Origin of the sequence: Sphingomonas sp. TDK1 (assembly GCF_001650735.1) — a bacterium.
Taxonomy (GTDB): Bacteria; Pseudomonadota; Alphaproteobacteria; order Sphingomonadales; family Sphingomonadaceae; genus Sphingomonas.
In genome coordinates, this window is the sequence record NZ_LXVY01000044.1 from 78,006 (window position 1) to 92,281 (window position 14,276).

Sequence of the window (14,276 nt, forward strand, 5' to 3'; positions counted from 1 at the left end):
TTGATATCGCGCAAACGCGCATGCGACGTGTTTCGCATAGTCCCCTCCTCAGAAAGCGTGTGACTCGTTGATCACGACAAGGTTGTCAGGGACGTACACCAGATCGCCGCGCGCTTGGCAATGCGACCGCTAACATCGATGGAAACGTTTTTGAAAAGACTGTAGCCGTTTTGCAACGGTATCGGCCCCGTCCCAAGGAACGGTTTGACAGCCCGCCCGGCTTTGCTGGTAACCCACGCTCCAACGAGAGAGGATGAAGCGATGGGCGGGCAGCAGAGTCTACGCGTGGTGATCGTCGGGGGGGGCACGTCGGGGTGGATGACGGCGGCAGCGCTTGCCCGTTTGTTGCCAGCGCGTTGCTCGTTGCATCTCATCGAATCCGAAGCGATCGGGGTCATCGGCGTAGGCGAAGCGACGCTCCCGCACATCCGCAGTTTCGTGGAAAAGCTGGGCATCCCCGAGGCGGATTTCATGGCCTGGACGCGCGGTACGTTCAAATTGGGTATCGAATTTCGCGACTGGGGCAAGATCGGCGACAGCTACATCCATCCCTTCGGCACGTTCGGCCGCGGCAAGGGCGAGGTGGACTTCCACCATTACTGGACCCGGCTTCGCCGTGCGGGCGCGGATGTGCCGTCGCTCGAAGCGTTTTCCTATGCCTGCATGCTCGCGCGCGCCAACCGGTTCGACGTACCGGCGACCGACCCCGCGCAACTCGCCTCCACCTATGGCTATGCCTATCAGTTCGATGCGCTGCTGTTCGCGCCCTATCTTCGCGCCATTGCGGAGGAGCTGGGCGCGACACGTACCGAGGGCAAGGTCGTCGAGGTGCTCCGCGACGGCACGAGCGGCAACATCACCGCCGTCCGCTTGGACGATGGTCAGTTGGTCGAAGGTGACCTGTTCATCGATTGCTCCGGTTTCCGATCGCTGCTCCTCGGCGAGGCGATGAAGGAGCCATTCGAGGACTGGAACCATTGGCTTCCCGCCGATCGCGCCGTTGCGATGCCGTGCCGCACCGAAACCTCGGTCACCCCCTATACCAGCGCGATCGCCATGCCTGCCGGGTGGCGCTGGCGTATTCCGCTGCAACACCGCACCGGCAATGGCTATGTCTTTGCCAGCGCCTTCACCTCGGACGATGCGGCGGCGCAGGCGCTTACACAGGCGGTGGAAGGCGCGCCGCTCGCCGATCCCCGCTTCCTGCGCTTCCGTGCCGGTCGCCGTCGCCGCAGCTGGGTGAACAACTGCGTGGCGATCGGGCTTGCCAGTGGGTTTCTGGAGCCCCTGGAATCGACCAGCATCTATCTGGTCCAGCAGGCGATCACCGCGCTTATAGAGCTGTTCCCGGAAACCAGGATCTCGCCGGTCGATCGCGACGAATTCAATCGCCTGATTGATCTCGAATATGATCGCATCCGCGACTTTCTGATCCTCCACTACCACGCGACCACCCGGTCGGACTCGGAATTCTGGAACTATGTTCGCACCATGGCCGTGCCCGACAGCCTAGCCGAGAAGATCGAGCTGTTCCGCCGGGCCGGGCGGGTGGTGAAATATCGGGAGGGGGTGTTCCTCGATGCCAGCTGGATCGCGGTCTATGTCGGCCAGGGGATCGTTCCGGAAGGCTATGACCCGCGCGCCGACCTGCCGGACAGCGATAGCCTGATGCGCGGCATGCAGGCGCTGCGGGCGGAAATCGACGCCACCGTCGCGCAGGTACCCGAACACCTGCGCTACATCGACCGGCATTGCGCGATGGCGGCGGCCGCATGAGCCTGCGCCGCATCCTCGTCGTGGGGGGGGGCATGGTCGGTTGGTCAGCGGCCGCTGCCCTGAAGCGCCGCCTCCCCCATCTGGACATCACAATCCTGCCGATCGCGCCGCCCGCCGATGCGCTGGCCGACCGTATCGCAAGCACGCTGCCCTCCATCCTCGGCTTCCACAGCGACCTCGGCATCGGGCTCGGCGATGCGGTACTGCGAACCGGCGGCCAGTATCGCCTCGGTACCTTGTTTCGCGACTGGGTGGCGGGCGCACCGGACTATGTGCATGCCTATGGTCGGACCGGCACGCCGATCGGCGGCGCGCCTTTCCACCAGTTATGGGCGCGCGCTGCACTGGCGAGCGCCGCCCCGCCGTTCGATACGCTTTCGGTCGCTGCCATGATGGCGCGATCGGGCAGCTTCGTCACGCCGCAGGCCGACGGACTTCTTTCCGAGCACAGCTTTGGCCTGACGCTCGACATTCCCCGCTACACCGCGATGCTGATGGCGTTCGCCCGCCATGTGGGCGTGCAGGGACATCTCGGCGAGGTGGCGCATGTCGAGCAGGACGTGCGGGGCGACATCGCGGCCGTAGTGCTGGAAGACGGTGCCCGTATCACGGCCGATCTCTACTGCGATTGCACCGGGCCTGCCGCCCGTCTGCACGGGGCGATCGCGGTTCCCCGCGAGGATTGGCAGGCTTGGCTGCCCTGCGACCGGGTCGTGCTGGAAGAGGTGGCAGGCGAAGATGAAGCAGCGCCGATGGAGCGGGTCACGGCAACCGATCATGGCTGGCGCTGGGTTGGTACTCGCCAACGCGGCACCGTCTACTGCGCCGCCTTCGGGGCGACAGACGCTAGCGCGGTTGCATTCCGCTCCGGCGCCACGCTGGCGCCCTGGCGCGGGAACGTCGTCGCGATCGGCGATGCCGCCGTCAGCGTGGAGCCGCTCGAATGGAGCAACCTCCATCTCGCGCACAGCGCCATCGACCGGCTGATCGCAATGCTGCCTGCCGGTCGCCCCCATCCGCTGGAGGCCGCCGAATATAATCGGCAGGCGCTCGCCGAGGCCCGGCGCGTGCGCGATTTCCTCGTACTGCATTACGCCACCGCCCGGCGTGACACGCCGTTCTGGCAGGCGCGGGCGCAAACCGGCCTGCCCGATTCCCTCGCACATACGCTGCGGCTGTTCCGCGAGCGCGGCCGCCTGCCTTATTATGAGGAAGAGACCTTCGACCGGGAGAGCTGGCTCGCCGTGCTGTTCGGCCAGCACGTGCTGCCCCGCCGTATCGATCCGCTGACCGATGCCGTGCCGCCCGCCGAAGCGGCCGCCGCCATGACGTCGCTACAACAACGCATCGCGCAGGAGATCGAGCGGGTACCCGCAGCCGCGCGGTTCCGCGCGCTGCAACTGGAACGCCTGCATGAACGAGCATAGCATCCGCGACGTCGTGATCGTCGGCGGCGGCACGGCCGGGTGGATGGCCGCAGCTGCCTTTTCGCGCGTTCTCAACAATGGCTATACCCGCATCACCCTGGTCGAGTCCGACGAGATCGGCACCGTGGGCGTGGGCGAAGCGACGATCCCGCCGATCCTCCGTTTCAACCAGATGATCGGCCTAGCCGAGAACCAGTTCCTCGCGGAGACCGGCGGCACTTTCAAGCTGGGCATCGAGTTTGTCGACTGGGGCGCGCTTGGCGACCGCTACTTTCATCCTTTCGGCAACTATGGCCAGGATCTGGAAGGCATCCCATTTCACCAACTATATCTCCGCGAGCGGGCACGTCGTCCGCTTCCGGAGATTGCAGCCTGGTCCATGAGCGCAGTGGCGGCATCGCTGGGACGGTTCGGGCGGCCTGCCGCCACGGCGCAATCCCCTATTCGCGACCTTTTCTACGCCTTTCACTTCGATGCAGGCCTGTACGCGCAGTTGCTTCGCAGACTGGCAGAATCGCGCGGGGTTTCACGGGTCGAAGGCAAGGTCGTCACCGTGGCGCAGCGGTCGGAGGACGGATTCGTCCAATCGGTGGCGCTTGCCGATGGCCGTGTCGTCGCGGGGGACCTGTTCATCGATTGCTCCGGCTTTCGCGGACTGTTGATCGAGGACGCACTCCAGACCGGCTACGAAGATTGGCGACGCTGGCTGCCTTGCGACCGTGCGATCGCGGCCCCCTGCGCCAATGTGGGAGAGCCCACGCCCTTTACGCGCGCCACCGCGCGCGAAGCCGGTTGGCAATGGCGCATTCCGTTGCAGCATCGCACGGGCAACGGTCTGGTCTATTGCAGCGACTATTTGGAGGACGACGCTGCCGAGCGGCAACTGCTAGGATCGCTGGAAGGATCTCCGCTGGCGGCCCCGCGGCGCCTGCGCTTCACCACCGGGCGGCGACGCGCGCTATGGTCGCACAACGTCGTGGCGCTTGGCCTTGCCGGCGGGTTTCTCGAACCGCTTGAGTCGACCAGCATCCATCTGATTCAGAGCGGCATCTCGCGCCTGATCGCGCTCTTCCCGGACAAGCGCTTCGATCCGATCGAACGCGAAGAGTATAATCGGCAGATGGGCACGCTCTACGACGACGTTCGCGATTTCATCATCCTTCACTACAAGGCGACGTCCCGCACCGACTCCCCGTTCTGGGATCGCTGCCGCACGATGGACATTCCCGATAGCCTTGCGCAGCGGATCGCACTGTTCGAAAGCAAGGGCCGCCTGTTCCGCGAGGGGCACGAGCTTTTCTCTAGCCCCAGCTGGGTGGCAGTTTGCATGGGTCAGCATATCGTGCCCAGCGACCACGAACCCATCGCCGATGCACTGGACGAAGATCTCGTAGCCCAGGCGCTGGACCAGATGCAGCGCGGGTACCGCGAGACCGCAGAGCGGCTCCCTACCCATGGCGAATTCCTCCGCCGCTGCACCTGACTTTCGACGCAAGCGCTGCACCGGCATCCATTGCGGACAGGGACGCGACGTCTCGCGTGATACCTGATCCGTCGGCTGCGGCCTAGCACTTGGGCAGAACAGCCCAACGAACGCGGGCGCACGGCGTCGACGTCTCCGCGGGCTCGGCATCGTCATCGTTCGGCCAATCTACGGAAAGACCTCAATCGACCCCGAACGATTTTCTGTACTATATGTACAAACATACGAACGATCGAGGCTTTATTCTCACAGTGCCGTTCGAGATTCAATCATAGCAGGATTGATTCATGGCCGATCTACCCACATTCCCCTATCGCACCGTTCCAGATACGGCGCGCTGGAGTACTTCCATATCTGGACGCTCAGCAATAGAAATCGACCCGCATCACGCTCCCTACTTACGTATTAACCCTGAGGACCGTGTAGCCTCTGCAGGAAGCTGCTTTGCCCAGCGGATATCGCAATCCTTGCAAAGTAGCGGCTATAACTACCTGATAACGGAAAAGGGCCCGCCGTTCCTGAATTCAGCAAAACGGCACGAGCTCGGCTATGGCGTCTACTCCGCACGCCACGGCAACATCTACACCGCCCTCCAGTTACTGCAACTCTTCCAGCGTGCGTTCGGCGGACCTGTGCCGCACGAGCCGATCTGGCGCCTGGCGGACGGGCACTACGCCGACCCCTTCCGGCCTTCGGTGCAGATTGGCGGGTTCCAGAGCGAAGAGGAATGCCTTCGTGACCGCGCGAGCCACCTTGCGGCCGTGCGACAGATGTTCCTCGACGTCGACGTTTTCATCTTCACGCTTGGCCTGACCGAGGCTTGGTACAGCATGGTTGACGGCGCGGTCTTCCCCACCTGCCCCGGATCGGTGCTGGGCGGAACCTATGATCCGGCACGCCACGCGTTCATCAATTTCAGCGTCGACGAAGTCACCGCGCATCTGGAGGAGTTTCGCGAGGCGCTTGGCGCGGTCAACCCAAAGGCGCAGATACTGCTGACGGTCTCTCCCGTCCCGCTGCAGGCGACCTTCGAACCGCGGCACGTCCTGCAATCGACGGTCTATTCCAAGTCCGTGCTGCGCGTAGTGTGCGAGAATATGGTCCGCCGCCACGCCAATGTGCACTATTTCGGCTCCTACGAAATCGTCGTGGCGACCGGGGACAGCAAGAGCTACTTCCTCGACGATCACCGCACCGTGTCCGACACCGCCGTCGCCCATGTGCTGCAGTGCTTCCATCGCCAGTTCACCGGCGCCGGCGGAAACGCCGCACCCGCAGCAGCGCCCGATGCGGCAGCAGTTCGTACCATGCCGAAGCCGATGTGCGACGAAGACTTGGTGATGGCGGCCCTTGCCGATCAGATCGCCGGACGCCCCCAATGAGCGTGGAGCTTCTGGGCGCGGTCACCCCGATCCACATGATCGGGGAAAGCCACAGCCTCATCTTCAGCAATCTCCTGTTCCGCGCGAACGACGGCAATTATCTGTGCAGGACGCGCTTCCTGCCGATGCTTGCGGCGGATTATGCAGACGGGACGACGGTCCATGCCGACTACGCCAGCGCCCTGCTTGGCGACGGCATTCTCGACCAATCGCTGCGTCCCGCTTTCATGAATGCGGACGCATCGGCTGCGTTTCTGGCGGGCATGCCTCTGTTGTCGCCGCCCATGGTGCTTTTTGCCGGGGATATGGATCTGCACCAGATGTTCGCGCAGATGGCGGAGGGCTTCGACTTCCTGCTGCCGGACGACCTGCAGTATGGATTCGACGACACCAAGCAGATCGTCAGCTACGCCGATATCTGCGCGCACATATCGCAGTTCCTGACGCCATTCTTCGCGACGGTGGAGCAGTTGCGCGACGTCGGCTTTAGCCGGTTGATGATCCACTGCCTGCCGCCCCGCACGGCCGACAGCGCCTCGGCCGCGCGCTGGACGAAAGGCCTCGTCGTGGACGCACCCGTCCGCGCCAAGCTCACGGTGGCGGCCAACCGGCTGATCGCGGACTTTTGCGCTCGCGTCGACATCGACTTCATCGACACCTGGCCCGAACTTGCCGCCAACGGCTATCTGCGCCCGGAATTCGAGTTGGACGGCGTCCACGTCAACCGCGCATCGGCGGTTGCTACGCTCGACAAGATCAGCACCATTCTGCGCGACAATACGGCGAGGATCTGGAACATTGCCCGCTACGAAACAGCCATCGCGCAGGCGCCGCCCCATGCCCAGACGGACACTGCGCAGGACGCACGGTGGGCGGCGCTCGGCCTGGCCGACGCGCAGATCGACCCGGGTTTTGTCGAGGAAGCAACTGTTGCGGCCACCACGTCCGTATGGTCCTCTACGAATGCACAGGCGCGGCCCGACTGGATCGGACGCCCGGCAGCCGGCTGCATGGGCATGGCGTCGGCAGAGCCGCCAGCCTCCCTTCTCGCCAGTGCGCATGCCGTCTTCCGTGCGGGGGACGCGCACGCGCTCCTGCATGCCGGCGCGCCGCACCAACTCACCATCAGCAGTTTCCGGCCGGTCCGCTACGCCCCGGCGGCGCAAGGACCCCAGCCCCTGCCCTCCCCCTCCGGCACCCGACGCGCGATGCTTTTCCTCTCATCGACCGAGCGCGTCCGCTTCCATGGAATCGACGGCGCGATTCTCATGCCTGCCCGCATCGAACGGGGACGATGCATCGTCTATGATCCGCATCGCGTGGTCGTTCAGCTGGATGCGGGACCGGAAGAACTCGATGTGCTGGAACTGGCGGCGCATCCGAGGCTTGCCGGCCAGCCTTTCAGGATCGTCTGGGCAGGGCTGTGCGACTGGCCCGCCGACCCCTATTGCTTCGGCGTCGCAGGGATGGAGGCGTGTCCCGGCTTCGAAAACCCGCTCTTTCGTCTTCGGGCTTGAGCTGCCGCATCGGCGCGGCCACGAACGTCGCCCGAGGCCAGGATAACCGCCGAGCCTAGGCCGGTCGATCGCCCATGCGTTCGCCCAGCCGCACCGACCGTTCCGGGCCCCAATGTTCGTCAAACGCGATCGCGCCGGGGCGGAAGAGCATCACGATCGTCGACCCCAGCAGGAAGCGGCCCATTTCCGCGCCCTGCTCCAGCACGATATGCTGGTCGGCATAGTCCCACGCGCTCGGCTGCCCTGTTCGCTTGGCGTTGACGACACCGTGCCACACCGTCGCCATGCTGCCGACGATCGTGGCGCCCACCAGCACCATGACGAAGCGACCATGCTCCGCGCTGTCGAACACGCACACAACCCGCTCGTTGCGCGCGAACAGATCGGGCACCCCGCGCGCCGTAACCGGGTTTACCGAGAACAGGCTGCCGGGCACGTGGACCATGCGGATCAGCCTGCCCGCGCAGGGCATGTGCAGACGGTGATAATCGCGGGGCGATAGATAGAGATTGGCGAAGCAGCCGTACCGGAATTCGGCCGCCAGCACATCGTCGCCGCCGAGCAGCGCGGTGATGGTGTAGCGATGCCCCTTGGCCTGCACGATATGGTGATCGTCAATCGCCCCGAGCTGGCTGATCGCACCGTCTACCGGACAAACGAAATCCGCACGTGCCATTGGGCGCGCGTCGGGGCGCAGCGGTCGGGTGAAAAAGTCGTTGAAGCTGGCATAGCCGGCAATATCCGGATCCGCCGCCTCCTGCATGTCCACGCCATAGCGGGCGACGAACCGCCGGATCAGCCAGCGGGTAAACGCCCCGCCCCGCGCGCGGGCGACATGCCCGGCCAACAGGGTGAGCCGCTGCTTGGGCAGGGCGTGTTGCAGAAGTACGGCTAGGCGATCGGACAAGGCTACCCCCGGAATGTGGCCGGCAGCTGTAGCAGCCGACCACGGCAGGACGCGAGTGTCTCGTTTGGCGAGCCAGACCCTTCGCCGGGCGCGGCGAACGGTGGCGGCCATGTGCTGGGCCATCAGGGTACCAGCAGCACCCGGGCAGCGCCCCCCCGTCAGCGAGCCGTGCGTCGAACCAGGTGTCCGGGTCTCGAGGATCATAATTGCGGGAGATACTCCGCGCCGCCTCTTGCACCCGCCGCACCGGCTCGGCCCTGCCACAGATAGTGTTCAGGCGCAGATCGCGATACCCGATTGCCCTTCGGGGCGATGTCGAGGGCGCAGGCGGACATGAGGCGCAGGCCGGCAGCGGCACGGCGCCCCGAAGGTTCGGGTTCCTCCCCGATGATGCGTCGGGCTAGCGCGCCGCCCGGCACTTCGGGCTCGGTGCGAAGTTCCCGTGCCACCGCGCCACGACGGCGATCATTGCCAGCTCGATCGCAAGCACGACGCCTTGGAGCAGCGCCTGCCGCCCATCGACGAACAACACGCCCATGAACGTCACCAATGTCGCCGATGCCGACAGGCTCGCGCTGCCCCAGCGCAGCGCTGCAGCCCAGTCGCGCTCCAGCAGCACCCAGGCGATCCGCAGATGTCCCAGGCCGATCAGCACCTGGAGCAGCGCCAGCGTCGGAATCGCCGACTGATAGACACCGCGCAGCAGGCTTTCCTGCAACCCGCCGTCCAGCATAGCCCCGACCAGTCCGTGCTGCCCGGGATAGAGATAGGGCAAGCCGAACAGTGCGCAGCCGATCTGGAGCGCCGCCATCGGCAACAGGATGCCGAGCGCCACCGCATAGCTGGTCAGAATGAAGCGGCCTTCGTCAGCCGTCACCAGGCCGCGTCCCGCGGCGATCAGGCAGCCGAGCGCGAATTGCAGCGGCGCGCCCTCTTCGATCGCCGTTTCCAGCTCGGCAGCCATGGCAAGGGCCCAGTCCTGCTTACGCTCTCCCAGACATGCGCCGGGAAGCCGCAGGATCGCGCATGCGAGGGCGATCTTCATGCCAGCGCGCCCCGCAACGAGGTCCCCTGGGCATCGCCCGCCAGTTCGCGCGCCAGCGCCACGCCTGCCGACGTCAGTCTATAGGCATGCCGCGCTGGACGGCCCGGCTGCGCCGGCTCTCGCCACTCCGCTTCTACCAGCCCCTGCTCGGTCATCCGCATCAGCAACGGATAGAGCGTTCCCGACATCAGGCCCGTCGCCTTCATGAGGTCATAGCCGTGCCGCCATTCACTTCGCTCGGCGGCCAGGGCGTCGAGGAGGAGGCGCATCTGCTTCGAAGGCTGCCGCTTTTTAACCATATATGATAGCAACATATGTAGACTTAAAGGTCAATCACCGATGATGGGAATCTTGCGGTAGCAAGTGAGCTTGAAGCAGGCCCCGAATGGGGGCATCCCACCACCGCAAGGCAATGGCGGCGAAAACGATCGTGAACACGTATAGCAGCACAGCCACGCCGACCGTGGCGCTCGGCGTCCCCGGTGCCAGCACCACCCAGTTCATGTAGACATACACGAACGGGTAATGGGTGATGTACAGCGGGTAGGACAGGCGCCCGGCCAGCTTGCACAGCCGCGCCGTCACCAAACTGCCGGAAGAATGCTGCCCGGCCACCAGAATCGCAGGAAAAAGCAGCAACACGCAGCCAGCCTGATAGAGGCCGTTCAGCTTCACCCCGCCGACCTGCGGAAAGACCGGGGCGGCGAATGCGAGAACCAACAGCAAGCTGAGCGGCACGAAGCCGATCCGCAACCGCGGCAGCCGGTCGCGGAGTCGGTAGAGCAGCAGTCCGATCAGGAAGGGATAGGCCAGCCGCACCGGCGCGCCCCAGAAATTGTGGAGGCCCCAGCCGGTATCGTAGGAGCCCAGCGTGAGCGCGGTTGCGAGGGAGACAACGGCCGCCACCCCCGCCAGTGCGGACAGCCACCGGACGTTCAGCCGCCGCAGGACGAGCGCGTAGGCGAGGTTGGCGATATATTCCTGCAGCAGAGTCCAGGCGGGTGCATTGAGCGGATGGCTGTCCCCAAGGCGATTGGGCAGTGCCGCCGCCGGAAGCGCCAGCACTGCGGCGACGAAAGCCAGCGCCACCAGCCATGTGGACGCCTGCTGCCGATCACCGGCAAATGGGTCGGCTAGATAGCTCACCAGCCCCAGCACGGCGCCGAGCAACACCAACGGGTGTAGGCGGACCAGCCGGCGGAGAAGGAAGCCGCGCACGGTCATCACGTTCCAGCGATCGTCATAGGCATAGCCGACGACGAACCCCGAAAGAGCGAAGAAGAAATCCACGGCGAGATAGGCATGCGGCAGCAGCAGCCGGTCCGCCTCGAACAGCACGGTAATGCCCTGGATGTGGAACGCCACGACCAGCAGCGCCGCCGTACCCCGCAATCCGTCAAGCACGTCGAAATGCGCCTTGCCGCAGCCGGTGGTATCGGACGTCGGCGCGGGTGCGTGGCGCGACCCGATCATCGCACGCGCGGCCGTGCGGGGTTGCCCATCACCGTGATGCCCGGCGGAACATCGCGTGTAACCACGCTGCCCGCGCCGATGATGGCATCCTCCCCGATCGTCACGCCCGGCAGGATCAGCGCGCCGCCGCCGATCCACACATTGGCACCGATGCGGATCGGCCGCCCATACTCCAGCCCCCGCGCGCGAAGCACCGGATCGCGGGGGTGATCGGCCGTGAGAATCTGCACGCCCGGCCCGATCTGCGCCCCCGCGCCGATCTCGACCCGCACCACATCGAGGATGACGCAGCCGAAATTGAGGAAGACCCGCGCCCCGAGATGGATGTTCGTGCCATAATCGCAGTGGAAGGGCGGACGCACCACCGCCCCCTCGCCCACCTGCCCCAGCCCCTCGGCGAGCAACGCATGCCGGTCAGCCGCATCCCACGCCAGGGACGCATTGTATCGAGCCATCCACGCTGCCGCGCGCGCGGCGTCTGCGGCAATTTCGGGGTCGTCGGCGGTGTAGAGATCGCCGGCCAGCATGCGTTGCTTTTGCGACATGGCGGTCAGCTCAGATCGTGCAGGTCTTTGCCGAGCGGCGCGGTGATGCGGAAGTCGGAGAAGCGTACCTCAAGTCCCTCGCGTTCCGGCGTGCAGGCTATCGGCCCGACCTGATAGCGCGCGGCAACCGGGAACGGCGCCAGGCGCACCAGCGGCCAGGTCTTGCCATCGGCAGACACCTGCAGCCGGAGGACGCCCTTGGCGACCGTCGCCCGCATCCAGAAATCCCCCGCATTGCCGGCATAGAGCCCCGTCGCCCAATCCGAGCGACCATCGGTAAGAACGCTGCTCAGCATCGCCCGGCCGTCCGAGAGCTCGATGCCCGCCTTCACCCAGCGGCGTTCATCGATGCGCACCATGATGCCCGCCTGATCGTAAAGCTGCGCATAGTTCCCGCGGATGCGCAATTGCGCCGTGAATGCGTCCCCCGTCGGGAAGCCCAGGAAGTGGCCGCTATCCCGCGTGAAACCATAATGGGTTTCGCGCCAGAAATCGGTGGCGCGGTCGGTGATTAGGGTCAGGTCTCCCGCGGCACCCACCTGCCAGTTCCGCGGCGCATTCAGCCAGCGGCCATCCTTGCGGCTGAAAATCGACTCGGTCTCGGGGCCGATCGTCGCTCCCGCGATCGCGGGCATGCCCAGCGCCACGGCACTCCCCAGCACCGTTCGCCGCGACAATTTCGATTCGTGCATCTTCCTTCCCCTTCAACCTTCGATCCGGCAGAAGCGCCCTGCCCCGAGAACGGCACACGTGTACATTTGTACACATTCAATGCAACGGAGTTTTGGCGTGCCCGGTGAACAGACGAGGCGGAACGACCCGGATCGGCGGCAGCGCATCATCACCGCCGCGCTCGATGTGATCGCCGAACATGGGGTGGCGAACACTACCCACCGCCGCATTGCTGCCGCGGCGGGGGTGCCGCTGGGGTCGGTCACCTATTATTTCGCCTCGCTGGAATCGCTGCTGACCGAAGCCTTTTTGCAGCTGGCGGAGGAATCCTCCGACGCGTTCCGCACGCATATGGCCCGCGCGACCGATCGCGAGGGCGCGCGCGAGGCGATCATAGACATCATCGCCGGATCGGTGTGGGCCGAGCCGCGCACGTTGCTGCTCAGCTATGAACTCTACGCCTTCGCCGCCCGCCACCCGGCGGTTTCCGCCGTCATGCAACGCTGGATGAATAACAGCCGGGCGGCGTTGGAGCGCTTTTTCGACCCCCTTACGGCGCGAGCGCTGGACGCGCTGGTGGAGGGCATCGGCATCCACAACTCGATTGATCCGAACCCCTTGGATCGCCCCGCGGTCAGCGAGATCGTAGGCCGCATCACGGATGGACGCGCGCGCTGAACCTTCCAGCCTCGCATGCGAGTAGCGAGGTGATGGTCAGCCGAGGGCCCGTGGCGGCCATGTGCCAGAACGGGCCGACATCCCCCGCATGCAGGCAGTTGGCGGGATACAGAATCAGACGATTGAATGCCAGCAATGCCTGGCCGATCCGCTCGAACGCGGGGCTGTCGCCATCGTGATAGGACTTGGGCGGGAGGCCGTATCGCTGGCTGTCGCGCGACAACGCCTGTCGCCACAAGGGCAGGCGCTCCGCATTGATCCGCTCGAAGCCCGTCGCGCGATGGCGATAGAAACTGGTGCCGCCGTGCGGTGCCGCGCACAAATAGTGGACGGCAGCGACGATCGAATCCGAACAATCATCGAAATGCGGGATGCGTTGGATGGGTGCCAGCCGGGCGGGATCGTCGCTGGCGACCGCGAAGCTGCCCCGCAGGAAGGCGGGATCCTGGCCCAGCATCGCAGATGCCGTGCGTACCAGCCAATCGGCATATCCATCCGGCACGGGCGCGCGCAAGCCGGGATAGAGGTCGTCTTTCTCCCGCTCGAACGCCAGGTACCCCGCCGCCGCCGCCAGTGCGCCGGACGCAGGATGGGCATCATCGCGCTGCCACAGCGGCACCTGCTCCGCCCCCATAAGGACGGGGGACAGAATCATGCCCCCGGCGCGAACCACGCGGCCTCGGCGGCAAGTCGGGCGTTTTTGCGCCGGACGAGCCCCGCCACATGGTCGAATGACAGCGCCATCGCAGCCAGGACCATCACCTGATCCCAATCGTCGAGCGTCGCGGCCTTCCGCCCCAGCGCCCGCTCGTCGATGCCATAGAGGCCCGACAGCGATGCCGACGTTCCGTTATGGAAGGCAACGTCCAACTTCACTTCGCTGACCAGCCGATGCGCGGTGACCAATTCGACCAATGCGGCGGTGGGCGCCTGCTCCGCCACCAGCTGGCCGAGGATTGCCTGTACCGACTGGAGATAGGCACTGTCGCTGCCATCGGCCTCCACGATGCCGACGGGACCATCCGCGACGATCGCCGCGCTGTCGCCGTCGATGCAGACCTGCCCCTCCAGGTAGCCGCTGCCAACGAAGAACGGCAGGCGGAGCAGGTTGAGCGGCACGTGATCGGCATCGAACGTCGCACCGTCCCAGAACAGATTCTCCTGCGGCTCGAGGCCGAGCAGCGCGGCGGGGTAGAATTGGCCGGTCTCCGCATCCTTCGCGAGGAATACGGGAAACTGGCTCGCCACCTTGCGGATCTCGCTTGCGACCAGTGGCACGAGATGCGCAGCCGCCGCGGCGGCGAGCGCTCGGGTGGGATCCAGCCGCAGTCCGGCGTGGTCGTTGCGGGTAAGTTGCACCAGATTCATCGA

General features: G+C 65.4%; 14 protein-coding genes. 6 read left to right on the forward strand and 8 right to left on the reverse strand.

All coding sequences use genetic code 11. The annotated features are described in order from the left end of the window. Positions 1-261 precede the first annotated feature (261 nt). The 5 genes from A7X12_RS20380 (at position 262) to A7X12_RS20400 (ending at position 7,585) form a co-directional block, all read left to right on the forward strand. A complete protein-coding gene (locus A7X12_RS20380) occupies positions 262-1,776 on the forward strand; it encodes a tryptophan halogenase family protein (protein WP_064313294.1) in 1,515 nt (504 codons plus the stop codon). Further along, complete coding sequence (locus tag A7X12_RS20385; protein ID WP_232318622.1) at positions 1,773-3,203, forward strand: tryptophan halogenase family protein; 1,431 nt, start codon at positions 1,773-1,775, stop codon at positions 3,201-3,203. Before A7X12_RS20380 ends, A7X12_RS20385 begins: the two co-directional genes overlap by 4 nt. Beyond that, entirely contained in the window at positions 3,190-4,686 is a 1,497-nt protein-coding gene (locus A7X12_RS20390; protein ID WP_064313296.1) for a tryptophan halogenase family protein, read from the forward strand. The genes A7X12_RS20385 and A7X12_RS20390 overlap by 14 nt, the downstream gene beginning before the upstream one ends. A gap of 287 nt (positions 4,687-4,973) precedes the next feature. Further along, entirely contained in the window at positions 4,974-6,068 is a 1,095-nt protein-coding gene (locus A7X12_RS20395) for a GSCFA domain-containing protein (RefSeq protein ID WP_064313297.1), read from the forward strand. Then, a complete protein-coding gene (locus A7X12_RS20400) occupies positions 6,065-7,585 on the forward strand; it encodes a hypothetical protein (RefSeq protein WP_064313298.1) in 1,521 nt (506 codons plus the stop codon). The genes A7X12_RS20395 and A7X12_RS20400 overlap by 4 nt, the downstream gene beginning before the upstream one ends. 55 nt (positions 7,586-7,640) lie before the next feature. On the opposite strand, the gene asd is transcribed toward A7X12_RS20400, so the two are convergent. From asd to A7X12_RS20430, 6 genes are all read right to left on the reverse strand, one after another. Next, on the reverse strand, positions 7,641-8,492 hold the full coding sequence (gene asd, locus A7X12_RS20405; RefSeq protein ID WP_064313299.1) for an archaetidylserine decarboxylase: 852 nt from the start codon (positions 8,490-8,492) through the stop codon (positions 7,641-7,643). 400 nt (positions 8,493-8,892) lie between these two features. Beyond that, positions 8,893-9,537, reverse strand: coding sequence for a hypothetical protein (locus A7X12_RS20410; RefSeq protein ID WP_064313300.1), 645 nt, complete (start codon positions 9,535-9,537; stop codon positions 8,893-8,895). Continuing rightward, the gene (locus A7X12_RS20415) at positions 9,534-9,806 is read right to left on the reverse strand and encodes a PadR family transcriptional regulator (protein WP_084445893.1); all 273 of its coding nucleotides are present in this window, start codon (positions 9,804-9,806) and stop codon (positions 9,534-9,536) included. Before A7X12_RS20415 ends, A7X12_RS20410 begins: the two co-directional genes overlap by 4 nt. Positions 9,807-9,870: 64 nt before the next feature. Next, positions 9,871-11,010 (reverse strand): acyltransferase family protein, encoded by a 1,140-nt coding sequence (locus A7X12_RS20420; protein WP_064313302.1) that lies wholly within the window; start codon positions 11,008-11,010, stop codon positions 9,871-9,873. Next, positions 11,007-11,555, reverse strand: coding sequence for a sugar O-acetyltransferase (locus A7X12_RS20425; protein ID WP_064313303.1), 549 nt, complete (start codon positions 11,553-11,555; stop codon positions 11,007-11,009). Before A7X12_RS20425 ends, A7X12_RS20420 begins: the two co-directional genes overlap by 4 nt. A 5-nt stretch (positions 11,556-11,560) precedes the next feature. Next, positions 11,561-12,247 (reverse strand): DUF1349 domain-containing protein, encoded by a 687-nt coding sequence (locus tag A7X12_RS20430; protein ID WP_064313304.1) that lies wholly within the window; start codon positions 12,245-12,247, stop codon positions 11,561-11,563. A gap of 97 nt (positions 12,248-12,344) precedes the next feature. Here A7X12_RS20430 and A7X12_RS20435 point away from each other — a divergent pair, with 97 nt between their 5' ends. Next, complete coding sequence (locus A7X12_RS20435; protein WP_198162118.1) at positions 12,345-12,905, forward strand: TetR/AcrR family transcriptional regulator; 561 nt, start codon at positions 12,345-12,347, stop codon at positions 12,903-12,905. On the opposite strand, the gene A7X12_RS20440 is transcribed toward A7X12_RS20435, so the two are convergent. After that, positions 12,883-13,560 (reverse strand): DUF6445 family protein, encoded by a 678-nt coding sequence (locus A7X12_RS20440; protein WP_064313306.1) that lies wholly within the window; start codon positions 13,558-13,560, stop codon positions 12,883-12,885. The genes A7X12_RS20435 and A7X12_RS20440 overlap by 23 nt on opposite strands. Then, positions 13,557-14,273: a SapC family protein gene (locus A7X12_RS20445; RefSeq protein ID WP_064313307.1), complete on the reverse strand. Its 717-nt coding sequence runs from the start codon at positions 14,271-14,273 to the stop codon at positions 13,557-13,559. The genes A7X12_RS20440 and A7X12_RS20445 overlap by 4 nt, the downstream gene beginning before the upstream one ends. Between the last annotated feature and the right edge of the window lie 3 nt (positions 14,274-14,276).